This is a genomic window from Myxococcus sp. MISCRS1, from assembly GCF_026626605.1.
In the GTDB taxonomy this organism is placed as follows: Bacteria; Myxococcota; Myxococcia; order Myxococcales; family Myxococcaceae; genus Myxococcus; species Myxococcus fulvus.
This window is the reverse complement of record NZ_JAPNKB010000001.1, coordinates 5,373,098-5,399,425: the sequence shown is the minus strand read 5'-3', so window position 1 is coordinate 5,399,425 and position 26,328 is coordinate 5,373,098. Positions and strand designations below refer to the sequence as shown.

Below are 26,328 nucleotides of genomic sequence, written 5' to 3'. Positions count from 1 at the left end.
GCGCGCTATGCGCTTCCATCCGGGTCGGAGTCGAGCAAGCGCAGATAGTCGCGCACGTCCTGAACAAAACCCGGGAGCGGCTTCGACAGCGCATTGAGGTGCTGCTCGAAGGTCTGCGGAGGTTTTTTCTTCTCCTCGGAGTGCTGTCGGAGAATCTGGAGCAGCGTCTCACTATCAAGGTCGAAGAGATTCCGCAGGAAGCCGTCAGCGGACTGCGCCTCCATGAAGTCGGGCAGGTCTTCCTTCTGGAAGTGCTTCAGATTGTTGGTCACCAGGACCTGCGCCTGCGCCTTGAAGGCCGCGGCGGCGACATGCCTGTCCCCCGGATGATTTCTCATGCTGGGCTCCAGGTGCTCGTAGCCTGTCACCCTCGAGTCGGGGAAATGCAGCTCCAACAGGGCGAGCGTCCTGTCGATCGACTCCGGGGTGCGGTTCCTCTTCGCTATCAGGCTCCGTCGGAACTCTTCGAGGACGCGGTCACTCCAATACGGTTGGATGAGACCGGCCGAAGCGACGCGCAACAGGGTGTCGCGCGTCACTCCCGAGAAGAACACGTTCGCGTCGATGAACACCCGAAAGACCGCTGGGAACACGCCCCCACCCCGCAGCGGGCCGGCGTGCTTCGACCGGCCCTAGCTGTAGTAATCCTCGTCGTCTTCACTGAGCTGCGTGAGCTCTCGAAGACCACTCGCCCTTGCCTCGTCCCGCTGCTGCTTATAGCGCAGGAGGTCCTCGAAAAGGATGCGTCGATGCTTGACGCTTCGGGTGTATTTGATTTTCCCGGACTCACACAGATTGACGAGTCCCTGGCGTGAGATGTTGAGAAAGTCCGCTGCTTGCTGCGTGGTCAGCGCTTTCCTCGAAGGCACGATGCTCACCGGCTCTCCCTTGGCAAGCGCGGCGAAGAGCGTGCGCAGCAACTCCGCGGCCTCTGGCGGCAGTTCGACCTGAGCGCCGTTCGGGAAGAGCAGGACCGGCGACTTCGGGCGAGCCCCTGACGCGGCCTTTCCCTGGGTGAGCTGCCGATGGATCTGCTCGGCGATAGGGCGCTTCTCGGGAGGAAGCGCGACGGGGTCGTCGAGGTTGGTCAGCATGCGGGCACTCCGCTACAGCAGCAAAGGAATCCCTGTTTATTCAGGGGTTTGAATCACTCGACTCGATTCAAAATCGCTAAATTCGCCAACCTGATTTAAACAGCCGTATGACATCTGTCAAACCCGTCAGTGCCCCAGGCTGTCCACGCCCCGCAGCGGGCGCATCAGCGCGGAGACGAGTCGCTCGCGGCGCACCACGAACTCCGCTGTGCCCGTCATCCCTGGACGCAGCTTCACGGGCACTCCCGCCGTGGAACGCGGCGCCTGCGGCACCCTCACGTCCACTCGATAGGGCGAGACCCCCAGCGTGTCGTCCTGCCTCCGCGTCGTGTCCCCCGCGACGCGTGACAGCTCCCCCAACAACACACCGAAATCCTGGAACGGATAGCCGTCCAGCTTGATGCGCACCGCCTGCCCCTCTCGCAGGAACGTGATTCCCTCCGACGTCACCGCCGCGCGCACCACCAACGCATCCTCCGACGGCACCACCAACCCCAACACACTCCCTGCCTGCACCACGTCTCCCCGGTCGAACACCGTCAGCCCCTGCACCGTCCCCGCTCGCGGCGCCACCACCTCCCACCTCGCCACCTCCAGCCGCGTCTCTTCCAGCTCCCCCTCGTACCGCTCCAACTCCACCTTCGCCGCCGCCAACGCGGCCCCGTCCGCCAACGACGCCACCCTCGCGTCCCCCTCCAACCCCCGCTGCTCCAACTCCAGCCGCCCCAGGCTCGCCTCCAGCTCGCGCGCCGCCGCTCTCGCCGCTTCCACCTGGGAGCGCGCGACCTCCGCCTCCATCGCCGCGTTCTCCGCCTCCACCGGCGCCACGAACTCCTTCGCTTTCAGCTGCTCGGCCTGCCGCGCATCCCTCGCTCGCGCCTCCGCCTCTCGCTCCTTCGCGCTCACCTGCGCTCGCGCCGCCTCCAGCCTCGCCACCGTCTCCACAGCCGTCGCCTTCCGCACGCGAACCTGCACCCCGTACGCGTCCGCTCGCGAGGCCACCAGCGCCTCCAACATCGACACCCGTCCTCGCGCCTCCGCCACCTGCTGCTCCAGCAGCTTCAAGCGCGTCCGCACCTGCGCGTCATCCAGGCGCAGCAGCACCGCCCCCTGCTCCACCTGCTGCCCCTCCCTCACCGAGATGTCCGCCACCACCCCCGAGCGCTGCGCCTGCACTCGCGCTGTCTCCCCCACCGGCGCCACCACCGCCTGCGCTCGCACCACCACGTCCAGCTCGATGAAGAACAACGCGCCGAAGCCCAGCAACGCCAGCCCCGCGCACACCAGGTACAGCGTCCGCAACACGTGCCGTGTTCTCGGGAAGTCGAGCACCGGCAGCAGCTCGCGATAGGTGTCCTCACTCACCGCCATGACCCACCTCCGTGCCATGGCGCTTCCAGTTCGGCGTCGCCTGCGCGAGCGCGCTGTACAGCTTGCCCTGCGCCGACATCAGCGACTCGTGCGTCCCCATCTGCGAGATGCGCCCCTCGTTCATCACCACGATGCGGTCCGCGTGCTGCAACGTCTGGAGCCGATGGCTGATGATGAGCGTCGTCCGCCCTCGCACGATGTCTCGCAGCCGGTCGTGAATCGCCTGCTCGGCCAGCGGGTCCAGCGCCGCCGTCGCCTCGTCGAAGATGAGGATGCGCGGGTCCGTCACCAACGCCCTCGCGATGATGACCCGCTGCCGCTGCCCTCCCGACAACGTCAACCCGCGCTCCCCCACCAGCGTCTGGAACCCGTACGGCAGCTCCGTGACGAAGTCGTACGCCCCCGCGAGCTGCGCCGCCCTCACCACCGCCTGCTCCGTCACCGGACGCCCACAGGCGATGTTGTCGAACACCGTGCCGGAGAACAGCTGCGTCTCCTGCGTCACCATCCCTATCTGCCCACGCACCGACTCGGGCGTCACGTCCCGCAGGTTGTAGCCGTCAATCGAGACCGTCCCCTCGCTCGGGTCATGCAACCGCAACAGCAGCCGCACCAGCGTGCTCTTCCCACACCCCGACGGCCCCACCAGCGCCACCACCTCGCCCGGCGCGAACTCCAAGTCCAACCGCTCCAACGTGTTGGACTCCCTGCCACTCCCATAGCGGAAGCTCACCCCGCGAAACCGCAGGTGCCCCTTCACCCTCGGCAGCTCCAACACCGCCGAGGCCCGCTTGTCCCCCTCCCCCGCCACGTCCTGCACCGCCCCCACCCGCTCCAGGTGCGCTCGCACCCGCTGGTAGTCCCGCCACTGCGTCGCCAGTCGCACCAACGGCCCGCTCATCTGCCGCGCGAACAGCGTCGCCGCGATGAGCGCTCCCACCGTCAGCTCTCCTCGCAGCACCGCCTTCGAGCCCACCCACAGCACCAGCGCGCTACCCATCAGGTCCAACGTCTGCGACACACTCGCGCCAATCGCCCCGTGCATCGCCGCCTTGAAGCCGTGCTGCAGCGACGGCGCCAACAGGCGCTGCATCGTGCGCAGGAAGGGCAGCTCCAACGCGTGCGCCTTGAGCGACTCGAAGCCCTTGAACGAGTCCATCAGGTGCGTCTGGTACAGGTCATGCTGTGACAGATACGCCACCGTGTGGTTGCGCACCTGCCGCCCCACCACCGCCGACACCAACAGGTGCAACGGCATGAGCGCCAACGCCAGCACCGCCAGCACCGGCGAGTACAGCGTCAGCACCGCCGCCGTGCTCAACACCAACGCCACGTCAATGGTGATGGCGATGGCGTTGTCGACGATGAACCCGCGCACCAACCCCACCTCGAGGAACCGGTTGAGGATGTCGCTCGTCGTGAAGCGCTGGAAGAGGCCCGAGGCCCCATCCAGGATGCGCCGGTACAGCGTCTCCACCACGTCGCGCTCGATGCGCGTGGACGCCTCCAGCACCAGATAGCTGCGCGCATAGGACAACACCCCGGACACCACCGCCGTCCCGAGCAACCCCACGAGCAGCACGTCGAGCAACGCCGTGTCCGCTCGCATCAACACCCGGTCGATGACGACCTGACTCCCCAGCGGGAACGCCAGCGCCAGCACCTGCAACAACAGCGACAGTCCCACCAGCTCCGCGATGGCCCAGCGATAGGGGCGCAGCAGCACCGAGAAGCGCCCGAGCGCGGACTGCTCGCGCTGCTTCGGGGCCAGCGGCGCCACCGCCGTCGTCATCCGGTCCGACGGCTTGAGCAGCAGCAACATCCCCTTCCACGAACGCTCGAACGCCTCTCGCGGAATCGTGCGCGTCGCGAACGACGGGTCCCCCACCACGACACCCTTGCGCGTCACCCGCCACACCACGACGAAGTGGTGCCGGTCCTGCAGGTGCGCGATGGCCGGCAGGTCCACCGAGCGCAACAGCTCCCAATCCGCCTGGATGCCCGTGGTGATGAACCCGAGCTGCTCCCCCGTGCGCGACAGGTCCAACAGGCTGGTGCCGTAGCGGCTCACGCCCGCCAGCTTCATCAGCGAGGGGTAGTCCAGCTCGTGGCCGTGGTACCGCGCCACCATGCGCAGGCACGCGGCCCCACAGTCCATGTGCTCCTGCTGTCGGTAGAACGGCACGGGCTTCCAGCTCGGCGCGGAGCCGGGTCGCTCGGGGAGTTCCAGGGAGGACTCCTCCTCCGGGGGCACCTCGGGTGCCGCGCTCACGTCCGTGAGCACCACGTGCGGCCACCGGTTGAACTGCGCGCTGCTGCGAGCCACCCGCCGCCCCAGCGCCCGGCGGACTCCCGGGTAGCGCAGCAGCACCTCCGCCGTGGCACCTCGGGGCGCGGACAACAGCGTGCTCGGCTCCAGCGCCGTCGCCGCGGCGAAGACAGGCGCATCTAGGAGCAGCGCATCCAGCGCGAAGTCCTCGCCCGGCCCGAGGGCCCGCTCGCCGTAGCGCACCGAGCCCTGGCGCAGCACCCACCACTCCGCCGCCGTGGCCCCCGCGGGCATGAGCACCGTGCCCTCCGCCACCGTGCTCTCCCGGAAGCACGCCGCGAGCCGCAGCGCGCCCTCCGGCTCCACGTCCTCCACGAACAGGTCCAGCAACGCCCGGCGCAGCGCGGGGCACAGCAGCGCCTTCAGTCCGCCCGTCTCGTCGAGGGCCAGCGCCTCCGTGAAGGCTGCGCCAGGGACCTCCAGCACTCTCGCGCCACCGCTCGCCACCACATCGAACCCGTGCGTCGCCCCCGCGTCACGCGCGTGCGTGCCGTACAGCTCGCCCGCCGCCACGTGGGTCACCCGGAGGAACGCACCGTGGCTCGCGCCCAGGTGCCCCATCACGAGCATCCCCTCGAGCACCAGGAGCACCGAGTCACAAGGCTGTCCGTGCGTCGCCACCAGCTCCTGCGGCGCGAAGACACGGATGCGCCCCGCGCGCTCCAGATGTCGACGGACCTCTTGCGGCAGGATGCGCAGCACTCCGGACACACGTCGTGCATCCAGGGAGAACGTCTCGACGCTGTCCGCGAGCACGCTCATGGCGCCGCCACTCAGTCCTCCACGGTGAAGACGAGCGGCCCCTCGTCCGGACCGTAGAAGTCGAGCAGCTCGCGGTGGTACGCCATCGTCAATCTGCAGAACGTGATGAGCCTGCGACGGATGCGCGCCTGGTCCGCCGCGGTCAACGGCCCCGAGTCCGCGAATGGCTCCCGCCCGAACTGGTCGTGGTCATCACTGCAGTCCCCCACGTCATGGTCCCGGAAGGGCCCGTACGCCTCCACCGGCAACACCCCGTGCTCGGTGAAGCGCTCCCAGAACTTCCCCACCGTGGCCAGCGCCGTCGGGTCTCCCTCCCCCACGCCGATACAGGCCGAGTACGACAGCGGATCCGCCATGCCCAACCACCGCAGGTGGTTGATGAGCGCCTGCATCGAGATGAGCGGAGACGCCCGCTCCAAATCCACCTCCGTCAACCCCGCCGCGAGCAACCCTCGCTTCAACCACGCGTGGTGCCAGTACTCGAACGACAGGTGCTCGCTCAGGATGGTCTTCAGCCGCTCCGTCGGCTGCGACGCCACCGCCGCGCTCTGGTGCGACGAGGCCGCCAGCGCGAAGTGGTAGTTCTCCAGCAGGTACCCCACCGCCAGGCGCCGCGACACCGGCCCCGTCCAGAACCGGTGCAACATCGCCGACGGCCCCCAGCGCTGCTGCGCGATGCCCGCCAGCGAGCGCAGGTGCTCGTAGTACGCCAGCGCGTCCACCTCGAACGCGCTCGTCTGCACCAACACCGCGCGGTGATACAGGTCCTGCGCCACCGACGACACCAGCTCCAGACCCAGCTTCGTCTCCCGCGCCAGCTCCGAGAGCGTGCGCTGCCCGTCGAACAGCGGAATCACGCGCCAGGCCTTCTCCGCGCTCTCGCTGTCGATGGTCATCACCTCCCAGGGCTCGCCCTGCGCCCCACCGAGCACCAGCTCGCGCCGCGCGAGCCCGTCGGGACGGACCCAGCTCGCCAGGGACAGCCGCATCGCGGGATGCAGCGGCCCGGGCTCACGCGTCGAGGGATGCCAGGCACGTCCGATGATGGGAAGGTGGCCGTTGCTGTCACTCATGGTTCTCACCGCTTGCTGAAGGGTTGGAAGAAGAAGCAGGAGCCACGAGCGAGACGAGCTCCTGCTGAACGAAGGCGCCCAACGTGTGGCGCGTGACGGCGAGCGCGAGCTCCAGGTCCCAGCCCCGCTCGCGATGCAGCACCTCCGCCACCTGGGCCACCGTCCTCACGCCGTCACAGGCGCGCCAGACGGCATCGGTGCCCTCGTCCAGGTCGAAGTAGTAGTTGTCCAGGATGAGGTGCACCTGGCCCTCCGCGCGGCGCCGCCGCACGCGCAGATGGGTGACCGGAACGAGCAGGTCCATGGAGCTCATCCCTCGATGACATCCGTGAGCTGGTTGCACAGCCGGATGCACGTCTCCAAGTACGCCTTGAGCGCCTCCGGTTGCGCCCTCAACCGCGCGCCGTCGGGGAACTGGAGCTCCCAGAAGCGCTGCTCGAACGCGCGCGCCTCCGCGTCACCGCCCGCGGCGAGCTGCCCCAGGATTCGCGTGCGCCACTTGCGGCGGATGTTCGTGCTGCCCCGCGCGTGACAGAAGGCGTCGCAGGTGGAGTTGAGCAGCTCCCGCGCGCGCATCAGCGCCACGTCCGGCTGCTCCATCATCCCGTAGAGGTCCTCGAGCGCGTCGTCGACCTCGCGAATCTTCACCTCCTGCAACCACCGCGACAGTCGAGGGAAGTCGAAGCGGGCGCGGAGCCGCTCCAGGCGGCTGTCGTGCATCAGCGCGACGCCGGTGCGCACGCGGTGGAGGAAGACGATTTCGTCCTCCGTCATCCGCCGCTCCATCATCACGTTGTCCGGCCCCCCCTCCTTCAGGTCGAGCGAGGCCAGCTTCGCGGCGAGCCGCTCCACGGCCGCGTCACTCCAGTACTCGAAGTCCACGCGCCGCTTGCCGAGCATGTGCACGGAGAAGAGCGCCTCCCCCGCCTTGTGCAGGCTGGTGCCCTTCGGCTCCCCCCCGCCGACGATGAACACGTCGATGTCGGAGAAGGCGTTGCCCATGCCCTCCACCAGGGAGCCGGACAGGAACACCGCGGCCTCCAGCGCGGGCGTCAGGGACTCGAGCGCCAACAGCTGGCCCAGGTCCACACCCAGGAGGTCCACCAGGTCGTCACGCGAAGGCTGCGTCATGAGGGCCGCCACATCGGAAAAAAGAAGAGGAAGGACGACGCGGGCCCGTTTCCAGGCGGCCCGCGCCCCCCTGCATGAGCCTCAACGGCCCACGCGGTCAGCCTTCACCGGCGAAATCACAGCACCGGGAAGACGCGGCCCGGCCCCTCGAGGATGGGACCCGTCACCACCGGGCCCGTGACGATGGGCCCGGGCAGGGTGACGACCGGGATGGTGGAGACGGTGATGGCGCCACCGACGACGCACTTCATGGTGTCGGCGGACAGCTTGATGGCAACGCTGCGGGGCTTGTTCATGGTGATGCTCCTTGATGTGTCGGTTGTGACTGCGTGCTACGTGCTGCGTGCTGCACCTGTGGCGGCCACACCCCACCGCCTGAATCGAATGAGTCCCCGCGCGAGGACCGTGCGAGGATGGGTCCCCTGGAATCCGGAGGACCGTGGATGCGTGCCGCTGCCTCGACACCCGTGCTTCGCGTGGGACTCAACAAGGTCGCGCTGCTGCGCTCGTCGCGAGGCAGCGCCGTCCCCGACCTCGGCGAGGCCGCGCGGGTGCTCGTCGACGGCGGCTGCCGCGCGCTGCTCGTGCACCAGTGGCCGGACCATCGGCACGTGAAGCCCGAGGACATCTCCGCGCTCGCGCGACTGGAGGTCATCCGTGACGAGCGCGCCTCGCTGCACGTGGGCGGAGACCTGCGCGAGGACCTGGGCGCGCTGCTCGAGCGGACACCCGGCGTCGGCTGCTGGGTGGTGACACCGTTCGAGGCCCAGCACCTCACCACGCAGCGCGGCTGGCGCGCGGAGGATGACCAGGCACGGCTGGCGCACTGGGTGCGCTCGCTCCAGGGACGCACGCGCATCTCCGTGTTCGTGGACCCGGAGCCAGCGGCCGTGGACCTCGTCGCGCGCGCGGGCGCCGCCGCGGTGGAGCTCAACTGCCGTGAGTATGTCGAGGGCTTCGAGACCCCCACGCGGGAGCGTGCGCTGGAGGCCCTCGCGCTCGCGGCGGATCGCGCGCGTCAGCTCGGGCTGGAGGTCAACGCCGCGCATGACCTGGACCGGCGTCACCTGCCGCCGCTCATCCGCGCGGTGCGCCCCACGCTCGTGTCCGTGGGACATGCCTTCGTGGCCGCGGCGGTCATCGCGGGGCTGCGTGAAGTGCTGCCCGGCTTCCTCCAGGCGGCCTCGGAGGAGTGATTCGCTCGCCGTCATGGCGACACCCCCAGGTCCCGGGTGCCGTGCAGCTCCAGCGCCTCCGCGAGCAACCGCACGCCCGTGGCGTGCAGCACCAGCGCGATGTCCTCGGTCCGTGGATTCACGGGCGCGAGTTGGAACGGGGCGTTCGCCAGGAGCAGCAGCGGCATGAGCACGTCCAGGCGCACGCGCCAGTCCGCGTCCCCGCGCGTGCGGGCCTTCACGGACAGCTCGTCGACCAGCCATGCGTCCAGCGCGGCGAAGCGCTGCAACGCGGGCCCGGCCCACGCGGCCCACTCCCAGGAGATGCGTCCCTCGTCCTCGCTCACCCGCGCCGCGCCCGCGCGCACCAGGTCGTAGAGCCCCCGCGTGCACGTGCGCAGCTTGGCCAGGTCCTCCATGTAGTCGCTGTCGGAGTCCCCGGTGACGGTGGAGCCGCGCGGGTCCAGCAACAGGAAGCGCCCCGTGGCCGGCTCGAACAGCACGTTGTCGTACTTGAAGTCCCCGTGGAACCGACCGAGGCACGGTGGACGCAGTCGCGCGAGCAACACGGTGTCGCGTTGCAGCTCGCGCATCAGGGACGCCGCGCTCGGGTATACCCGGCCGTGGATGTCCAGTTGCTCCGCTGAGCACAGCCGGTCGAAGCGCTCGGACATGCCACGACCCGCGCTCGCCCTGCGCCAGAACTTGTCCACGTAGCTGACGTGGAAGAAGTCCTCCGGCGCCGGCCGGTGATGGTCCGCGTAGAGCACGTCGAAGGCGAAGCCGAGGAGACTCCGCGTCCCCGAGATGGCCTCGTCCACCGTCAGCGTGCCATCCACCAGCACACGCGACATGTCCGGCCACGGGCAGAAGTCCATGTCGTACTCGGCCCAGTCCTCCCCCGTGCGCACCTCCAACACCCGCGGGAAGTACCCGACGGCCCTGGGTGGAAGCGCCTTCAGCCACGCCACCTCGCGCAGGAGCTTGTCCCGGCCGTGCGTGGCGCGCTTGGTGACGCGGTGGCCGTTCACCCGCACGTCGCGCACGACGCCGCGCCAGTCTCCTTCCGACACGGGCCCCCTCATCGCGCCGTCTCCCGCTGGTGACGGAGGACGTCCAGTCCCTCCGTGAGCGTGAGCGGCGGTTCGAACCCGAGCGCGGACAGCCGCGTGGAGCCCAACCGGTTGTCGCGAGGACGCGCCGCGAGCGACGACTCCTTGCGCGCGTGCACCAGCGTCACGTCCAGGTTGAAGGCATGCGCCAGTCGGCGCGCCCACGAGTACTTCGTGGTGGCCTCGGCGCCGCTGAAGTGCAGCACGCCGTGCACGCCTCCCCCCGCGAGGCGCGCGAGAATCGCCGCCACCTCGTCCACGAGCACCGGGTAACGGACCTGTTCGCCGTCCGCGTACACGGGCTGGCCCGCCGCGAGTCGCTCCAGCGTGGACGTGACGAAGGTGGCCTTCTCGTCCGGCCCCGCGAGGCCGTAGAGCAGGGGCACGCGCAGCACCAGCGCGTCCTCGAGTGTCAGCGCGAGCAGTTCTCCTTCCCGCTTGGTGACGCCGTAGTGCTGCAAGGGTCGGGGTGCGTCCGTCTCCACGTACGCGCTCGTGGGTGCGCCGTCGAAGACGTGGTCCGTGGACACGTAGAGCAGACGGGTGCGCGTGCGTCGGCAGGCCTCCACCACGTGGCCCGTGCCGACCACGTTGGTGGTCGACGCGAGCGTCCGGTTTCGCTCGCAGTCATCGAGATTGCATCGCGCCGCCGCGTGGATGCACACGTCGAAGCGTCCCGCCGCGAAGGCCTCGTCCACGGCGCGTGCGTCGGTGATGTCCAGGCGCTCCAGGCCCTCGCGCGGCGTCGTGCTCCAGGTCCCCACGGCCTGGGCTCCGCTCGTGCGCAGAGCGCGCATCAGGCGACGGCCCAGGAACCCACTCGCTCCCGTGACAATGACTTTCATGACCCTGCCTCGTGTCCGCCTCGCCGCTACAGCAGCGAAGAGGACGCGCCCCCGCTCGCGCCCAGTGCCGTGCCCAGCAGCGCCAGCCGGTCCGCTCCCGCGCGGGGTCCCGGCGCGCCGCACTTCACCGCCGCCACCTTCGTCGCGAAGCGCAGCGCCTCACCGAAGCCCTGCCCCGCGAGCACCGCCGCGATGTAGCCCGCGTGGAACGCATCCCCCGCACCCGTCGTGTCCACCACCTCGCAGGACTCCGCCGACACGCGGTGGTGCTCTCCATCCGACGTCCACCCCTCGCACCCCTCCGCGCCCAGCGTGCCCACCACCACGCGCAGCCCTCCAGCCAGCAGCGCCCGCGCGGCCGAGGCCAGCTCCCGCTCCCCCGTCAGTTCGCGCAGCACCTTCCCAGGCGCCACCAGGCTCGTGAGGTGCGGCAACAGCGGCCGGGCCTCGTCGGCCACCTCCGCGTCCGCCAACACCGGCAGCCCCCGCGCCCGCGCGTGCTTCGCCAGCGCCAGCGAGAAGGCGGGCTCGTGCCCGTCCAGGTACACCAGGCCACACGCATCCATCGGCGCGGCCTCCACCGGGACACCGTCCATCCGCAGCCGCGCGTCCTTGTGCATCACCAGCGAGCGCGTGCCGTGCGTCGTGTCCACCACGATGGCCGCCGTGTGCTGCGGACAGTCCGCCACCGTGAGGCTGCCCTCCACCCGCACGCCCGCCTCCACCAGCGAGCCGCGCGCGAGCCTCCCGAAGTCCCCCCCACCGAAGACACCGAAGTAGCGCGTGGTGACCCCCAGCGCGCCCAGCATCGCCGCCACGTTGGCGCCCTGCCCGCCGCCGAAGAAGCGCAGGCCGTCCGCCTGCACCTTCCCGTCCGTCACCAGCGCCTCGCGCGTGGAGAAGACGATGTCCACCGTGTTGTTGCCGATGACGAGCACTTCCATGTCTCCACCCCGTGTCCGCATTGCCTGCCCGCCCCTCGGGCCTCGTCGCTCCCCCGCCGTCGCCACCTAGCGCGCCACCACCGGACGCACCGGTGCCTCCGCATGCAGCCGCCGCAGCACGTCCGTCGCGATGCGCTCGGCCACCTGCTCCGGCCGCAGTTCGCTCGTGTCCACCACCACCCAGCGCTCCTCGGGCGGCAGCAGCGACACGAGGAACTCGTCGTAGGCCTGGTGACGCTCGGGGTTGTCGCGCAGGTACGTGTCCCGCACCGACTTGGAGGGACGCAGCAGCGAGCGCTCACGCTTCGCCTTCGGCGTGGACGTCAGGTAGTAGTTGAACGCGAACGGGAGGTGCTCATCCCAGATGAGCTGACTCGGCAACCCCGCCGCCTCCGGATGGAAGAAGCGGTTGCGCCCCACCTGGCTGAGCCAGTGCCGGTCCTGCACCAGGAACCCCGACGGCAGCCCGCGATGACACCGCGCCAGGTCCAGCAGGATGTTCGCCGAGTAGAACCAATCAATCCGCAGCAGGTCCGGCGTGAGCTTCGCCTCGGCCAGGAAGTGGTCGAGGATGGGCAGGTCGTGCACGTAGCAGTGCCCCAGCCGCGCGGGCAGCCCCGCCGCCGACAGGCTCGCGCCCAACAGCTTGCACACCGTCGTCTTGCCCGCGTAGTCCGTGCCTTCAATCAGCAGTCCGTGAATCATGTGCGTGGGCCTCGCTCGCATCAGGGTTGGAGGACGACCTTCAGCGCGCCCGCGGGAGCGCCCTGGCGCCGCGCGTCCACGTCGCAGCCCACCAGCGCCAATCCCTCCCGGAAGCGCGTCAGCGGAAGCTGGTGCGACACCAATCGGCGCGCGGGGATGACGCCCGAGCCGATGAGGTGCAGCGCGGTGGCGAAGCTGCCGTCCAACGAATCGATGGAGCCCTGCACGGACAGGCTCCGGTCCGCGATGGCGCCCACGTCCAGCGGCACCTCGTGACGCTTGAGCCCCACCAGCAACAGCTGTCCGCCGCGCGAGAGCCTGGGCAGCACGTCCCCCGCCACGCGGCCCGTGGTGTCCACCACCAGGTCGAGCGGCGCCGCGTCCCTCGCGTAGCGCGCGCACACCTCGTCCAGTGACTCGGCCACCGCCCAGCGTCGGTCCACCACCTCGCGGCACAGCTCCCGCCGCCCCGGCGCGCGCTCCACCAACGTGCCCGTCAGCCCCAGGCTCGACAGCACCCACGCGTACAGCACGCCCATGGGTCCGCCCCCCAGCACCACCGCGCGCAGTGAGGGCCGCAGGCGCAGCTGGTTCGCGCCCGTGACGGCGCAGCTCAAGGGCTCGGTGAGGCTCGCCTCCTCGAAGCCCACGTGCGCGGGCAGCGTGTAGAGGAAGCGCTCCGTCGTCCTGTGCAGGGGCGCCATCGTCCCGTCCGCGCTGACGCCCGTCTCCGTCTCGCCCTTGCGCTCGCAGTGGTTCTGTCGACCCGAGCGACACAGCCGGCACTGGCCGCAGAAGAAGGTCGGGTCGATGACGACGCGGTCCCCCACCCGCACGTCGCGCACGGCGGGGCCCACGGCGACGACCTCACCCGAGGACTCGTGGCCCAGCACCACCCCGGGCTTCGCCGCGTACTCGCCGCCGATGATGCCCAGGTCCGTGCCGCAGATGCCGGTGGCGCGCACGCGCACCAGCACCTCGTCCCGCACCGGCGCCGCCGGCTCCGCGCGCTCCTGGAGCGACAGCTCCCAGGCCGCTGAATACACCAATGCCCGCATGTGACACGCCCCCTCGAGTCAGCCCACGTCCGCGAGCGCGCGGCCCAACCGCGCGACGATTTCTTCCAGGTCGTCCTGCGTCGCGATGAGCGGCGGACGCACCTTCACCACGTTGCCGAAGCTGTAGCGCGAGCCGCGCAGCACCAGCTGGTGGCGCTCCTGCGCCACGCGGATGAGCGCCAGCGTCTTCTCCACGTCCGGCGAGCCATCCTCCCGGACGATTTCCAGCCCCCACATGTACCCGAGCCCCCGCACGTCCCCGACGCACGGATGACGCGTGGCCAGGGTGTGCAAGAGTTCGCCCAGGATGATTCCGTTGCGACGCACGTTCGCCAGCAGGTGACCGGACGTCATCGCCTTCAGCGTGGCGGACGCCGCGGTGAGCGCCACCGGATTGCACCCCGAGGTGAAGGAGTGCTCGTGGCTCTCCAGCACGTCCAGCGCGCCCTCGAAGAGCACCGCCGCCACCGGCACTCCGATGCCGCCCAGCCCCTTGGCCAGCGTGACGATGTTCGGCTTGAAGCCCAGCGCCTCCGAGGCGAACAGGTGCCCGGTGCGCCCCATGCCCGTCTGCACCTCGTCCGCGATGAGGAGGATGCCCTTCTCCTCACACAGCTTGTTGAGTGCCTGGAAGTAGCCCGGCGGCGGCACCACGTTGCCGCCGTTGCCCAGCACCGGCTCCACCAGCATGCACGCCACCGAGCCGCTGCTCGCGTACTCCACGAAGTCGCTGATGCGCTCCACGCACAGCATCCCGCAGCCGGGGTACTTCGCCTTGTAGAAGCACCGGTAGCAGTAGGGCGCCGGCACCTTCACCGAGTGCGGTGACACCGCCTCCGGGAAGCCCTTGCGCCGGAAGGCGTTGCCCGAAATCGCCGTGGTGAACTGTGTCTGCCCATGATGCGACAGGAACAGGCTCAGCACGTCTGTCTTTCCCGTAGCCTTCTGGGCCACCTGCACCGCGCACTCGTTGGCGGTGGAGCCGGTGATGTCGCGCATCCATCCGGCCGTGAGGTGACTCGGGGCATGCGCGAGGAGCTCCGAGAGCACCTGCTTCGCCTGCGCCGCCATCAGCGAGGAGCTGGCGTGCGCCATGCGGCGCAGCTGCTCGACGACGGCCTCCACCACCTCCGGGTGGTCATAGCCGAGCGGCACGTTGAAGGTGCCCGACGCCGCGTCGAGGAACGCCGTGCCGTCCTCGCGCACCAACCGGATGCCGCGTCCCCGGACGAAGTCCTCTGCCCTCGAGACGCCCTCCGTCGCGACTTCGGACGCACCCTCTCGTACATCCGGGCCTTCCCCTGGAAGGACCTTCAGATTGAGACCGGACATGCGCGCTCCCCCGAACGGCATGAAACGTCCCCCCTTGGACGTTTCGAATCCCCGCTGCTGGTGTCTCAACGGGGGTCTTGAAAATCCGTCGGTGAGTCACCATTTCCCGGCGCTTTTCGCGCGGGCAGCTCGCAGGACGCGTCACCTCCGCGTGAAAACAAAGACAGGGGTTGGCCGCGCGCGCATGGGCGGCCAGGATGTCCGCCATGAAGACGGAGCACGTGGAGCAGACGCTGGAGCGCATCGCCCGCGAGCGGGAGGCCACGCCGGGCGGAGTGCTGGCCTTCGACGGAGACGGCACGCTGTGGAGCGGCGACGTCGGCGATGACCTGTTCATGAGCATGACGGGGCACGACGCCGTGCGAGAGGACGTGCGGCCCCGCCTCACGGCCGTCGCCACCCACTACGGCCTGGAGACCGAGGGCAGCCCCAGCACGCTGGCCCGCCGCATGTTCTCCGCCTTTCAGGCCGGCCGCATTCCGGAGAAGGACATCTGCGAGATGGCCACGTGGGTGGCCGCGGGCTGGACGCTCGAGGCGCTGTCCGCCTTCGCTCGCGGCGTGGTGGAGTCACACGGCGTGGCCGAGCGCGTCCACCCGGAGGTCCACCGTGTCCTGGAGTGGGCACGAGCGCACGACGTGCCCTGTTATGTGGTGAGCGCCTCGCCGCTCGCCGTCGTGCAGGCCGCCGCGCGCGTCGTCGGCATCCCCCCGGAGCAGGTGGTGGCGAGCACGCCCCAGTCCCGCGACGGCGTGGTGTGGACGGACGTGGTGTCGCCCATCCCTTATGGTCCCGGCAAGGTGACGTGCCTCAGGGCCCGCACCCAGCGCCCCCTGTACGCGGCCTTCGGCGACAACGTGTTCGACCTGGAAATGCTCGGTGCGTCCCGGGTGCCGGTGGCGGTGCGTCCCAAGCCCCGGCTGATGGAGCGCGCGGCGAGCCTCCCCTTGCTGGTCCAATTGCACCCGGTGGCCAGTCGCTGACAGCGTCCGCTGGGGAACGCGGCCGGCGAGCTTTTGGGGGCGTCCGCCGCCGCGTCCGTGCTAACTCAGGCGCCCTCACTCACTTCTTCCAATCCGCCACGGAGAGACACAGTCATGCCGCTCATCGCCCTGCGTCCCCTGCTCGACTACGCCGCCGCCAACAACTTCGGGGTCGCCGCGCTCAACGTCAACAACATGGAGCAGATCCAGGCCATCATGGAGGCCGCGCGCGCCACCCAGAGCCCGGCCATCATCCAGGCGTCGCGCGGTGCGCGGAAGTACACCAACGACTTGTTCCTGCGGAACCTGATGCAGGCCGCGGTGGAGCTGTACCCGGAGATTCCGGTGGTCATGCACCAGGACCACGGCAACTCGCCGGAGACGTGTATCAGCGCCATCCGCATGGGCTTCACCAGCGTGATGATGGACGGCTCGCTCGAGGACGACGGCAAGACGCCGTCCAGCTACGAGTACAACGTGGCCGTCACGCGCGAGGTGGTGAACGTGGCGCACCGCTTCGGCGTGTCCGTGGAGGGTGAGCTGGGCGTGCTGGGCTCGCTGGAGCACGGCATGGGCGAGAAGGAGGACGGCCACGGCGCCGAGGGCAAGCTGACGCTGGACCAGCTGCTCACCGACCCGGACCAGGCGGTGGACTTCGTCAACCGCACGGGCATCGACGCGCTCGCCGTCGCCATGGGGACCAGCCACGGCGCCTACAAGTTCTCGCGCAAGCCCAGCGGTGACGTGCTCGCGATGAGCCGCATCGAGGAGATCCACAAGAAGATCCCCAACTGCCACCTGGTGATGCACGGCTCCAGCTCCGTGCCCAAGGAGCTGTGCGACATCATCAACGCCAACGGCGGGCGCATCAAGGAGACCTACGGCGTGCCGGTGGAGGAGATCCAGCGCGGCATCCGCGCGGGCGTGCGGAAGATCAACGTCGACACGGACAACCGCCTGGCCATCACCGGCGCCATCCGCAAGGCGTTCACCGCGAAGCCGGAGGAGTTCGACCCGCGCTACTACCTGACGCCCGCGCGCGCGGCGATGCAGGCCGTGTGCGAGGAGCGCATGAAGCAGTTCGGTCAGGCGGGCCACGCGAAGAAGGTGCCGCACGTCACGCTGGAGCAGATGGCGCGCGACTACGCGGCGGGCAAGTACGGCGACAACGCGCGCCCGGACACCGTCGTCGGCAAGAAGGCGAAGTAGTCACACCGTTCCTTCCGGGGGAGGAGCGCGCTGGATGGCGGCTCCCCCGGAGTGGTGCCTGAAGCAGGCGGCGCTCACTTCTCTCCCTGGAGCGCCGTCGCCAGGTTCTGCGTCTCGTTCTCCACCTGGTAGTCGGCCACCACCTTCTGGCCCTCCCGGGGCGTCTGCGTCAGGCGCAGCGCCTGCAGGTCCAGCGGGATGACGGCGCCCTGCTGGTCCTCCTGGATGTAGAGGACGTCGTTGCCCAGCTCCACCACCTCGCCCGAGATCTGCTTCGTGCGCTTGGGGTCCGGCAGCGTGTCCACCTTGGGCCCCTGGACGATGGGCACCTGGCCCTGCGTGGGCGTGACGTCCACGCCAATCATGCCGCCCAGGTTGAGGGGCGGCAGGACGGAGGCCCGCGTGGTGGTGTTGTCCGTCTCAATCTGGCTCTGCTGGAACTCTCGCGAGTCATGGTTGGGTATCTCCGCGGCGCCCACGGCGGGCACCAGCAGCGCGCCCATGGCGGGTACCGCCAGGGCCCAACTCTTCCAGCGACTCCACCTCGTTCGTGTCATGACGCATGCTCCGGCTGGGGGGTCCTCGACCCGTTTGCCCGAAGCTAGGTCACGCCCCGGCGCTCACGCCTGGAGGGCGCCCCGGCCACCTCCCGGAAGGACAGGCCGACGCTGTGGCCCGAGTGTTCAGCCGGCGAACACCCGCGCCCCATGCCGGTGGGAACAGGCTAGGGTGCACCCGCAAGGCCCGGCGGGCGCCCTTCCGGACGGAAGACGCGCCGGGGCGCCATACCGCAGAGGCCTCACGTGAACGGTCGGACCAACGAGCACCGCATCGCCCTCTTTCTCGACTTCGAGAACCTCGTCACCAATACAGGCATCAGCGCCTCCAACTTCGACCTCCAGCCCTCGCTCGACCGACTGCTGGAGAAGGGCAAGGTGGTCTTCCGCCGCGCCTACTGTGACTGGTCGCGCTTCAGCGACGCGAAGATTGGGCTGCACCGGTTCGGCGTGGAGCTCATCGACGTGCCGCCCTCCACGCGCGCGGGGAAGAACGGCGCGGACATGCGCCTGGTCATCGACGCGCTGGAGCTGTGCTACGCGCGCGAGAGCATCGACACGTTCGTCATCGCCTCCGGCGACAGTGATTTCTGCCCGCTGGCGTACAAGCTGCGCGAGAACGGCCGCACCGTCATCGGGCTGGCGGTGAAGGAGTCCACCTCCCCCCTGTTCGTCAACGCGTGTGACGAGTTCATCTACCTGCGCACCCGTCAGCGCTCGGAGAAGGGTGAGAAGGGCCGTCACGGTGGAGCGTCCGAGGAGGCGGGGCACGGCAAGCGCGGCCGCCATGGGCGCGATGCCGGGGGCAAGGGCGGCAAGGCGGAGGCCGACAAGCAGGCGCCGTCGGGCAACAAGGGCCACGCCAAGTCGGACGTGCCGCAGATTGCCCGCGAGGTGGTGCAGAACCTGCTGGCCCGCGCGACGGGCCCGGTGAACCCCTCGCTCATCAAGGAGACCATCGTCCGCAAGGAGCCGGACTTCGACGAGAGCGAGTACGGCTTCGCCACCTTCGCCAAGCTGCTCGCCGCGCTGGAGCAGGAGGGCGTGCTGCGCCGCATCCAGCAGGGCCGCCAGTGGTACGTGGTCGGCGCCGACGCGGACCTGGGCCACACTGGCGACACCAAGGAGCCCAAGGAGTCCAAGGGCAAGAAGCACGGCAAGGGCCGCGTCGAGGAGGTCGAGGAGGAGCTGGAGTCCTATCCCGACCCGGACGAGGACGACGGGCTGTAACACCGTGGCGCAGTGGGGCCGCTCAGCGGCTCCACGCCCCCAGGTCGTCGCATGAAACGGGGGGGGGTTCGACCTGGACCCCAGGAATCTCCAGAAGTTACGGCGAAGTCACCGCCGTCATCCGTGACGCCTTCCGCTACGAATCCGCCGTTTTTGTGACGGCCCACGCTACAGCGCTTCCGGTGTTGGCCCGGAAGACGTCGTTGGCACGTCCACTGCTCTGTGCGGGCTCGCCGGGTTTTCAAATCCCCCACCGGCCCTCACCGCGGAGCATTCCAACATGTCACAGGGTCATTTCCGCCGACGCCTCACCCAGGCGTTGGTGCTGATGGGCGTCTGCAGCGCGCCCTCGGCGTTCGCCGTCGTCCAAGGCTCGGAGGGCGTGCGCAGCCACGACGCCCGCGTCGCCCACAACCAGGGCCTGCGCCAGGGCCTCAGCGCGAAGCAGCAGGACAAGGCGGCCCAGCTCCGCAAGAGCGTGCCCGAGCTGCGCGTGGAGCACGACGCCACCACGGGCCTGGTGCGCTCGCTGGTCAACCCCGTGGGCGCGCTCACCTTCCCCCTCAAGGGTGACGCGCTCGCCGTCGGCCTCACCTTCGTCCAGAACCAGTACGAGCTGCTCGGCCTGGAGCTCAAGGACCTGGCCAGCCTGGAGGTCACCGACCGCGTCTACTCGCGCCAGACGGGCATCACCCACCTCTACCTGCGCCAGACGCACGAGGGCCTGCCCCTCTACAACGGCCAGCTGCAGATCAACGTCGACAGCCAGGGCCGCGTGCTCAGCGTGCACAGCGACTTCCTGCCGTCGCTCGCCCGGAGCGTCGCCAGCATCCAGCCGCGCCTGGGCGCCGCCGCCGCCGTCACCGGCGCCGCGCGTCACCTCGGCCTGAAGCTGGCCACCGCGCCCCGCGCGCTGGAGAAGCAGGACGGCCCCCGTCAGCGCACCCGCGTGGAGCAGTCCGGCCTGTCCACCGAGCCCATCGACGCCGAGCTCGCGCTGCTGCCCATCCGCCCCGGTGACGCCCGCCTGGTGTGGAACTTCCAGGTCCACACGCCCGACAGCAAGCACGTCTACGACCTGACCGTGGACGCCAACACCGGCGAGGTGTGGACGCGCTTCGACTGGACCGCGTCGGACGCGTACTCCGTCTACCGGCGCCCGGTGGAGAGCCCCATCCACAACACGCCGCTGCCGCCCATGGACGGCCGGCTGAGCCTGCTCAACCCCGCAAACCTCATCGCGTCACCCTACGGCTGGCACGACACCAACGGCATCCCGGGGGCCGAGTACACCCTCCACCGCGGCAACAACGTCCACGCCTACGACGACTCGGCCAACGCCGACGTGCCGCCCCTCTTGCAGCCCGACTGCGGCCCCGGCCTCACCTGCAGCTTCCTGCTGGACCTGACGCAGGACCCGTCCACGTACAAGCCGGCGGCCATCACCAACCTGTTCTACTGGAACAACATCATCCACGACATCCAGTACCAGTACGGGTTCGACGAGGCGGCCGGCAACTTCCAGCACAACACCTACGGCAATGGGGGCCTGGGCAACGACTCCGTGCGCGCCGAGGCGCAGGACGGCTACGGCCTCAACAACGCCTACTTCACGTCTCCGCCGGACGGGCAGCGCCCGCGCATGGAGATGTTCGTCTGGAACCAGACCTTCCCCCGCCGCGACGGTGATTTGGACAGCGGCATCATCGTGCACGAGTACGGGCACGGCATCTCCAACCGGCAGGTGGGTGGCCCCAGCAACGCCAACTGCCTGCAGAACAACCAGCAGCCGGGCGAGGGCATCAGCGACTTCCTGGCGCTGATGTACACCGCGCGCCCCACGGACACCGGGCCGCAGGGCCGCGGCATGGGCACCTACGCCATGGGCCAGCCCACCACGGGCCTGGGCATCCGCACCAAGCGCTACAGCACCAACCAGACGGTGAACAACTGGACCTACGCCAGCATCAACGGCATGGCCGTGCCGCACGGCGTGGGCTCCGTCTTCGCGCAGGCGATGTGGGAGGCCTACTGGTCGCTGGTGGACCGCTGGGGCTTCAGCACCAACCTGTACAACGCCGCGGGCGGCGCCGGTAACCAGCGCATGATGCTGTACTTCAACGAGGGCCTGAAGAACACGCCCTGCGGCCCCACCTTCACCCAGGTGCGCGACGGCATCATCACGGCCGCGACGGCGCTGAACAACGGCGAGGACGTGTGCCGGCTGTGGACGGCCTTCGCCGACTTCGGCCTGGGCGTGGACGCCAACTCGGTGGGCCCCGCCAGCACCGCGCCCGTCAACGGCTTCAACGTGCCGGCCGCGTGCAAGACGGACGTGTGGGGCAAGGACAAGCCGTGGGACACGGGCGCCGAGCCGGACGCCGCCACCGCGGCCAACGGCATGTGGGAGAGCGAGGACATCTGGGTGCGCACCACGGCGACGCCCGGTCCGCACGAGAACCCGGAGGCCGGCCAGCCGAACTTCGTGCACGTGAAGGTGCGCAACCGCAGCACGGTGGACGCGCACAACGTGATGGTGAAGGTGTACGGCACCGCCGCGGCCACCAGCACCTCGTGGCCCAACCTCTGGGTGGAGATTGGCGAGGCCAAGGTGGTGCACCTGCCGGCCGGCGCGGATGACGAGGTGGTGGTGCAGTGGAACCCGGCCGCCGCGGGCCACTACTGCCTGCTGGCGCGCCTGGTGACGCGGCAGGACCCGATGACGCACCCGGAGCTGGGCAACCCCGACCACAACACCCGCCAGAACAACAACATCATCTGGCGCAACACCAACGTGGTGAACCTCATCCCGTTCGGCTTCTCCGAGGCCACGTTCATCCTGCGCAACACGCTGACGGAAGGCCGCCTGTTCAACCTGCGCTTCCAGGACCGCACCGTGCAGGCCAAGCGCCCGCTGCTCGAGCGCGGCGGAATCGTGGTGGACCTGGGCCGCGAGCTGATGGAGCACCTGAAGGCGCAGGGCGGCGAAATCGAGGGCCTGGAGCAGGTGGGCGAGACGCGCTTCGAAGTCACGGACCCGACCAAGGCCCGCATCGCCATCCGGCTGGAGCCCGAGCAGGAGTTCCCCGTGGGCCTCCAGTTCCGGGACCGCGAGTGGAAGGAAGGAAAGCAGACCGACGACTTCGTCCAGTACGAGTTCGCGGCCGTGCTCGAGGACCCGAAGCACGAGGAGGCCAAGACGCAGGACATCGGCGGCGTGACGTACTACGTGCGCATGTCCGTGCAGTAGGCCCTTGTCGGCCTCACGTGAGGCCGACCTGAAGCACACACAGGGCCGGGTGGAGCCATCTCGGGCCACCCGGCCTTCGTCGTCTCAGGCGACGCGGGGCGTGGTGGCCTCGCACAGGTGCTCGAGGAACTCGGGCAGGAGCGCGGAGGAGATGATCCACAGCTTGCCCTCGCCCAAATCCGCCAGGGCGGCGCGCTCGACGTACTCCACGCACGCCGACTCCACGTAGTGCACGAAGACGCGGCGGCCGCGCGGGCGGTACCACTCCGCAGCGTGCGCCAGCAGCGCGAGCATGGCCCGCTGCGTCTCCGGCTGCGCGTCGTCGGTGAGCGTCACCAGCCGCACGCCGTCCAGCACGTTGAAGAGGTTGAGGCCCGGCTGCGCGGACTCCATCACCGCGAAGGCCACGGCCTTGCCGTCCACGCGGGCCACGCGCAGCTCGCGCTCGCGGCCCAGGCCCGCCTCGCCCCACTTGGTGCGCGCGCGCGACAGCTCGAATCTCTCGGGCACCAGGTCCAGCGCCTCGCGGTACGCCACGGGGCGGGTGCGCTCGACCTCCTGGAAGAACCGGGCCTGCTCGGCCTCGGTGGGCACGGCGACGTCCACGTCCTCGGGGTGGTCCCAGTCGCGCTCCACCTCCGCCTCCATCAGGCGGAAGGGCGTGAGGCTGGCCTGCCCGGTGTGCTCGTACCAGCTGGCGAAGTCGAACTTGGTGAAGCGCACCCAGCGCACGTTCGCCTCGCAGTAGGCGATGAACCACTTCACGTCGGGGTCCACCTGGGTGGGCTCGTAGCCGCGCAGGTAGATGTCGCGCAGCGCCTCGCGCGCGGAGCTGCGCTGACCGGGCACCGCCTGACGCGCCAGCTGGTGCGCCATCCACGTGCCCTCGTACGGCTTCACCACGGACAGCGTGGCCTCCAGCGACTCACCCGCCGGACGCACCACGCGGTAGCCCAGGCGCGTGCGGCCCTCCAGCCGCTCCTGCGTGGCGTCGAACCAGGGGCGCTCCTCGGTGAAGTCCTCGGGCGACTTGCCCGGCAGCCCGAAGTAGCCCGAGCCCTGGAAGAGCTTCCACGTGGCGTCGCCCCAGTCACCCTCCACGCGGGTGGACGGATGCATCTGCGCCTCCACCAGCGCGCGCCACGCGCGGGCGCCCTCGGCGTCCAGCGGCCGCACGGACATGCCGCACCGACGGCCCGCCGCGGTGCCGGAGATGTTGCGCACCTCCGCGCGCAGCCGCACCGGCGCCATGCCCTCCATGGCCACCTCCAGCACCGGCTGGCGCAGCCCGGGATAGAGCAGGTCCTCGCCCGGCTCCGTCATGAAGGCCAGGCCCTCGTAGGACAAATCCAACACCGGCCGGCGCACGTGCACCTGGGGCCACAGCGGGTGGTCGAAGGACAGCGTGCACGGGCTGCTCGGCGGGGCGCGGCGCAGCCAGCGGTGGCGGTAGCGCACCACCTCCGTGGGCACGGACATCATCACCCAGCCGGCCTCCTCGCGCGCGTCGTGGATCTCCAGGTGGACGACGCTGCTGTAGCCGAAGGCCTCCAGCACGAAGGGCCCCTGCGGCAGCGGCCCCTCGAAGCGCCAGCCCATGCGGCCGTTGTGCGCGTCGAAGTGGACGGCGGTGACGGGGACCTTCTGGCCCTGCGGCGTGCGGGCGACTCCGCGCGCCTGGCGTCCCACCAGCGCCTCGCAGATGCGCAGCACGCGCTCCTTGCGGTCGATGCGCTCCTTCCACACGGGCCGCGTCTCGGGCGGCAACAGCAGGCCGTTGTCGCGCAGCGCCTCCAGCACCGTGACGATGCGCCGGCCCGCGTCGAGCGGCGGCGACACGAAGCGCAGGCTCACCTCCGGCTTGCCGCCGCGCACCTCCGTCACCTCCGCGGCCAGCGACGTGGCCCAGCGCTCACCCTGGCCCAGCACCACCGACGCGGCCTGTCCGGGGCTCGGCAAGGACCTGGAGTCCAGGTGCAATGTCAGGTGCTCGAGCGAGAGCTGCACCAGGCGGCCCGGCGCGTCACCGTCGCCGAACGAGGCGACCGCGGTCAGCTCCGTCCCCACCCGGTAGCCGAGCACCGACTCCCGGCCGCGCGTCCCGTCCCGTGTGTCCGCCTGCATGCCAGCTCCGTTGTGAGAAGGGAGTCGATTGTACGACTTCGCGCGAAAGGAAGCAGTCCCCCGGTACGGATACCACCTGGGTGAACCGGGGTTCATATAGCCTGCCCACTCCTGCGGGGCGGGGAACTTGTTCGACAGTACAGGCGTGGCGGAACCACATCCGGCGCGCCAACCCCCTGGGATTCAGGGACAAGTCGCCTCGCGGAAGCCAGACACACCCACCGCTTCGCCGTCGGGTCCGCTTTCACCCATCCCGGCACGTATCGAGTCTTGTCCGCCCACGAGGGCAGGCTCCCCGTCGCCTCCTCGACATCGGCGCCGGGGTCGCGGATCCCCGAGGGGCTCGGATGAACCGTGCGGCACAGGGCGCTTCCCGGGCTCGATGGACACTGTTTCGTCGCCCGCCTGAACAGGTTCTCGACCCGGTCCGGTGTGGGCCCGGGTCCGCGCATGGCTCCCTCGGAGGAGGGGGACGTACCTGGCCACCCTGGAGGTAGCACCCCGACCCACGGGCAGGCGTGCGGGGGCACCTTCCGCGCCTCGTCGAGATGGAACGACGTGCCCGGACGCGTTAGGGGGAGACGATGCCCCTGTCCACCCTCTGCCTCCGTTGCGGCATGTGCTGTGACGGGAGCCTCTTCACCCACGTCTCGCTCCAGCCCGACGAGGCCACCGCGCTTGAGCGGCGCGGGGTCCCGCTCGCGCGCCGTGAGGACGGCACCCAGGCGCTCGCCCAGCACTGCGGCGCCCTGGAGGGCCGGACCTGCGCCGTGTACGCGGACCGGCCCGCCAGCTGCCGCCGGTACCACTGCCAGCTCTTCGCCGCGCTCGCCGAGAAGGAGGTCTCCCTGGAGGAGGCGCTCGGCGTGGTCGACCAGGCCCATGCGCTGAGGGCGACCCTGGAGCGCGAGCTGCCGGAGGGCACGACGCCGGACGCGCCCCGCTCGGTGATGCAGCGGGCGCGGCGCGCGGCCCAGGCCCACCCGGCGCGGCCCCTGTCCCAGCGCGCGCAGGATGCCTACGCGAGCACGGAGGCCTTCCTCGACAAGCACTTCCGGGGACGCTTCGGCCGGCGCGGGTGAGTCCGCTCCAGCGCGCGTGGACGTGAGCTGGAATCCCTTCAACGCTGCCCGCTTCAACAAGCGCGGGTGAATCCGCTCCGGCGCGCGTGGGTGTGACACCGGCGCATGGAGCCCTTCGGGAAGGACGGGCGAGGCTACGATGCGCGCCGCGCGGCACCTTCACCCGACGCCCAGGTCCTCACGAGGTCATCTCCATCATGAAGACGTCGCTCCTCCCCACCATCGCCCTGTCGTCCTTCGCGCTGCTGCACGCCCCGCTCGCGCTCGCGGGGGACGAACCGCTGGTGAAGGCCGCGTCCGTCGACCTGAACGGCGACGGGAAGCCGGAGGACATCTCGCTGGAGACCCAGGAGGGCCCCAAGGGGTTCGGCTACGTGCTCAAGGTCGGCGCCGCCACCGTCAACGTCCGCTCGGACGCGGAGGTGCACGGCTTCGTCATCATCGACATCGACAGCGGGGACCCGCGCAAGGAGGTCGCCGTGCACACCGGCATGACGGACCACGACAGCGCCAGCACGCTCTACGCGTTCGATGGCAAGGCGCTCAAGTCGCTGGGCTCGGTGCGCTCGCCCATCGAGGCGAAGGGCAACAACATCATCCTCTCCAGCACGTGGCAGTCGTTCTGGACGCGCGTCGACAAGTACGTGCTCGACGCGAAGGCCGGCAAGCTCGACCACGTGCCCCAGGAGTTCTACTTCGTGGGGCAGGAGGCCAAGGTGCGCGAGTCCTTCCCCATCTTCCAGCAGCGCACGACGTCGAAGCCCGTCGCCCAGCTGGCCACGGGCTCCGCCATCCAGGTGCTGCTCGCCGTGCCCGTCACCGTGCCCAGCGGAGTGAAGGGCAACCAGAAGGTCAAGGCCCACGCCTTCCTGGTGAAGTCCTCCACGGGCCTCGTCGGCTGGGTGAGCGAGAGCGTCCTCTCGTCCAAGACAGAGGGGCTCCCGTTCGCCGGCTGAGGCGCC

At 69.9% G+C, this 26,328-nt stretch carries 23 protein-coding genes; 7 read left to right on the top strand and 16 right to left on the bottom strand.

Annotated features, from left to right (window positions below; all coding sequences use genetic code 11):
• Positions 1-5: 5 nt before the first annotated feature.
• The 8 genes from OWM54_RS21415 to OWM54_RS21380 form a co-directional block, all read right to left on the bottom strand.
• The gene (locus OWM54_RS21415) at positions 6-593 is read right to left on the bottom strand and encodes a PIN domain-containing protein (protein ID WP_267698667.1); all 588 of its coding nucleotides are present in this window, start codon (positions 591-593) and stop codon (positions 6-8) included.
• A 39-nt stretch (positions 594-632) separates the two neighbouring features.
• Entirely contained in the window at positions 633-1,094 is a 462-nt protein-coding gene (locus OWM54_RS21410; RefSeq protein ID WP_223749463.1) for a helix-turn-helix domain-containing protein, read from the bottom strand.
• 126 nt (positions 1,095-1,220) lie between these two features.
• Entirely contained in the window at positions 1,221-2,465 is a 1,245-nt protein-coding gene (locus OWM54_RS21405; RefSeq protein ID WP_267698666.1) for an HlyD family efflux transporter periplasmic adaptor subunit, read from the bottom strand.
• Entirely contained in the window at positions 2,452-5,556 is a 3,105-nt protein-coding gene (locus OWM54_RS21400) for a peptidase domain-containing ABC transporter (RefSeq protein ID WP_267698665.1), read from the bottom strand. Before OWM54_RS21400 ends, OWM54_RS21405 begins: the two co-directional genes overlap by 14 nt.
• A gap of 11 nt (positions 5,557-5,567) precedes the next feature.
• A complete protein-coding gene (locus OWM54_RS21395; protein ID WP_223749465.1) occupies positions 5,568-6,629 on the bottom strand; it encodes an iron-containing redox enzyme family protein in 1,062 nt (353 codons plus the stop codon).
• The gene (locus OWM54_RS21390) at positions 6,622-6,933 is read right to left on the bottom strand and encodes a hypothetical protein (RefSeq protein ID WP_267698664.1); all 312 of its coding nucleotides are present in this window, start codon (positions 6,931-6,933) and stop codon (positions 6,622-6,624) included. Before OWM54_RS21390 ends, OWM54_RS21395 begins: the two co-directional genes overlap by 8 nt.
• 5 nt (positions 6,934-6,938) lie before the next feature.
• The gene (locus tag OWM54_RS21385) at positions 6,939-7,760 is read right to left on the bottom strand and encodes a hypothetical protein (RefSeq protein WP_267698663.1); all 822 of its coding nucleotides are present in this window, start codon (positions 7,758-7,760) and stop codon (positions 6,939-6,941) included.
• Between the two features lie 116 nt (positions 7,761-7,876).
• Complete coding sequence (locus OWM54_RS21380; RefSeq protein WP_267698662.1) at positions 7,877-8,056, bottom strand: hypothetical protein; 180 nt, start codon at positions 8,054-8,056, stop codon at positions 7,877-7,879.
• Between the two features lie 147 nt (positions 8,057-8,203).
• Here OWM54_RS21380 and OWM54_RS21375 point away from each other — a divergent pair, with 147 nt between their 5' ends.
• A complete protein-coding gene (locus OWM54_RS21375) occupies positions 8,204-8,956 on the top strand; it encodes a pyridoxine 5'-phosphate synthase (RefSeq protein WP_267698661.1) in 753 nt (250 codons plus the stop codon).
• 11 nt (positions 8,957-8,967) lie between these two features.
• On the opposite strand, the gene OWM54_RS21370 is transcribed toward OWM54_RS21375, so the two are convergent.
• From OWM54_RS21370 to OWM54_RS21345, 6 genes are all read right to left on the bottom strand, one after another.
• The gene (locus OWM54_RS21370) at positions 8,968-10,008 is read right to left on the bottom strand and encodes a hypothetical protein (protein ID WP_267698660.1); all 1,041 of its coding nucleotides are present in this window, start codon (positions 10,006-10,008) and stop codon (positions 8,968-8,970) included.
• An 8-nt stretch (positions 10,009-10,016) separates the two neighbouring features.
• On the bottom strand, positions 10,017-10,892 hold the full coding sequence (locus OWM54_RS21365) for an SDR family oxidoreductase (protein ID WP_267698659.1): 876 nt from the start codon (positions 10,890-10,892) through the stop codon (positions 10,017-10,019).
• Positions 10,893-10,918: 26 nt separating this feature from the next.
• Positions 10,919-11,836 carry a carbohydrate kinase family protein gene (locus OWM54_RS21360; protein WP_223784228.1) on the bottom strand — a complete coding sequence of 306 codons (918 nt, stop codon included), beginning with the start codon at positions 11,834-11,836 and terminating at the stop codon, positions 10,919-10,921.
• Between the two features lie 66 nt (positions 11,837-11,902).
• Positions 11,903-12,541, bottom strand: a complete 639-nt coding sequence (locus OWM54_RS21355; RefSeq protein ID WP_223784227.1) for a hypothetical protein — start codon at positions 12,539-12,541, stop codon at positions 11,903-11,905.
• A gap of 20 nt (positions 12,542-12,561) precedes the next feature.
• A complete protein-coding gene (locus OWM54_RS21350; RefSeq protein ID WP_267698658.1) occupies positions 12,562-13,599 on the bottom strand; it encodes a zinc-dependent alcohol dehydrogenase in 1,038 nt (345 codons plus the stop codon).
• A gap of 18 nt (positions 13,600-13,617) precedes the next feature.
• The gene (locus OWM54_RS21345; RefSeq protein WP_223749474.1) at positions 13,618-14,931 is read right to left on the bottom strand and encodes an aspartate aminotransferase family protein; all 1,314 of its coding nucleotides are present in this window, start codon (positions 14,929-14,931) and stop codon (positions 13,618-13,620) included.
• Between the two features lie 206 nt (positions 14,932-15,137).
• Between OWM54_RS21345 and OWM54_RS21340 the strand changes: the two genes are divergently transcribed.
• Together OWM54_RS21340 and fba are read left to right on the top strand one after the other, a co-directional pair.
• Positions 15,138-15,914, top strand: a complete 777-nt coding sequence (locus OWM54_RS21340) for an HAD family hydrolase (RefSeq protein ID WP_267698657.1) — start codon at positions 15,138-15,140, stop codon at positions 15,912-15,914.
• Positions 15,915-16,028: 114 nt separating this feature from the next.
• The gene (gene fba, locus OWM54_RS21335; RefSeq protein WP_141326145.1) at positions 16,029-17,123 is read left to right on the top strand and encodes a class II fructose-bisphosphate aldolase; all 1,095 of its coding nucleotides are present in this window, start codon (positions 16,029-16,031) and stop codon (positions 17,121-17,123) included.
• Positions 17,124-17,197: 74 nt separating this feature from the next.
• Here fba and OWM54_RS21330 read toward each other — a convergent pair whose 3' ends face one another.
• Positions 17,198-17,680, bottom strand: coding sequence for a hypothetical protein (locus OWM54_RS21330; RefSeq protein ID WP_267698656.1), 483 nt, complete (start codon positions 17,678-17,680; stop codon positions 17,198-17,200).
• Between the two features lie 246 nt (positions 17,681-17,926).
• Here OWM54_RS21330 and OWM54_RS21325 point away from each other — a divergent pair, with 246 nt between their 5' ends.
• Both OWM54_RS21325 and OWM54_RS21320 read left to right on the top strand, forming a co-directional pair.
• Entirely contained in the window at positions 17,927-18,910 is a 984-nt protein-coding gene (locus OWM54_RS21325) for an NYN domain-containing protein (protein ID WP_223784221.1), read from the top strand.
• A 280-nt stretch (positions 18,911-19,190) separates the two neighbouring features.
• Complete coding sequence (locus tag OWM54_RS21320) at positions 19,191-22,160, top strand: M36 family metallopeptidase (protein WP_267698655.1); 2,970 nt, start codon at positions 19,191-19,193, stop codon at positions 22,158-22,160.
• Between the two features lie 84 nt (positions 22,161-22,244).
• Here OWM54_RS21320 and OWM54_RS21315 read toward each other — a convergent pair whose 3' ends face one another.
• Positions 22,245-24,284, bottom strand: a complete 2,040-nt coding sequence (locus OWM54_RS21315; protein WP_267698654.1) for a PilZ domain-containing protein — start codon at positions 24,282-24,284, stop codon at positions 22,245-22,247.
• A 584-nt stretch (positions 24,285-24,868) separates the two neighbouring features.
• Between OWM54_RS21315 and OWM54_RS21310 the strand changes: the two genes are divergently transcribed.
• Together OWM54_RS21310 and OWM54_RS21305 are read left to right on the top strand one after the other, a co-directional pair.
• Positions 24,869-25,366, top strand: coding sequence for a YkgJ family cysteine cluster protein (locus OWM54_RS21310; RefSeq protein WP_223784220.1), 498 nt, complete (start codon positions 24,869-24,871; stop codon positions 25,364-25,366).
• 197 nt (positions 25,367-25,563) lie between these two features.
• Positions 25,564-26,322 carry a hypothetical protein gene (locus OWM54_RS21305; RefSeq protein ID WP_223749482.1) on the top strand — a complete coding sequence of 253 codons (759 nt, stop codon included), beginning with the start codon at positions 25,564-25,566 and terminating at the stop codon, positions 26,320-26,322.
• The last annotated feature ends 6 nt before the right edge of the window (positions 26,323-26,328 follow it).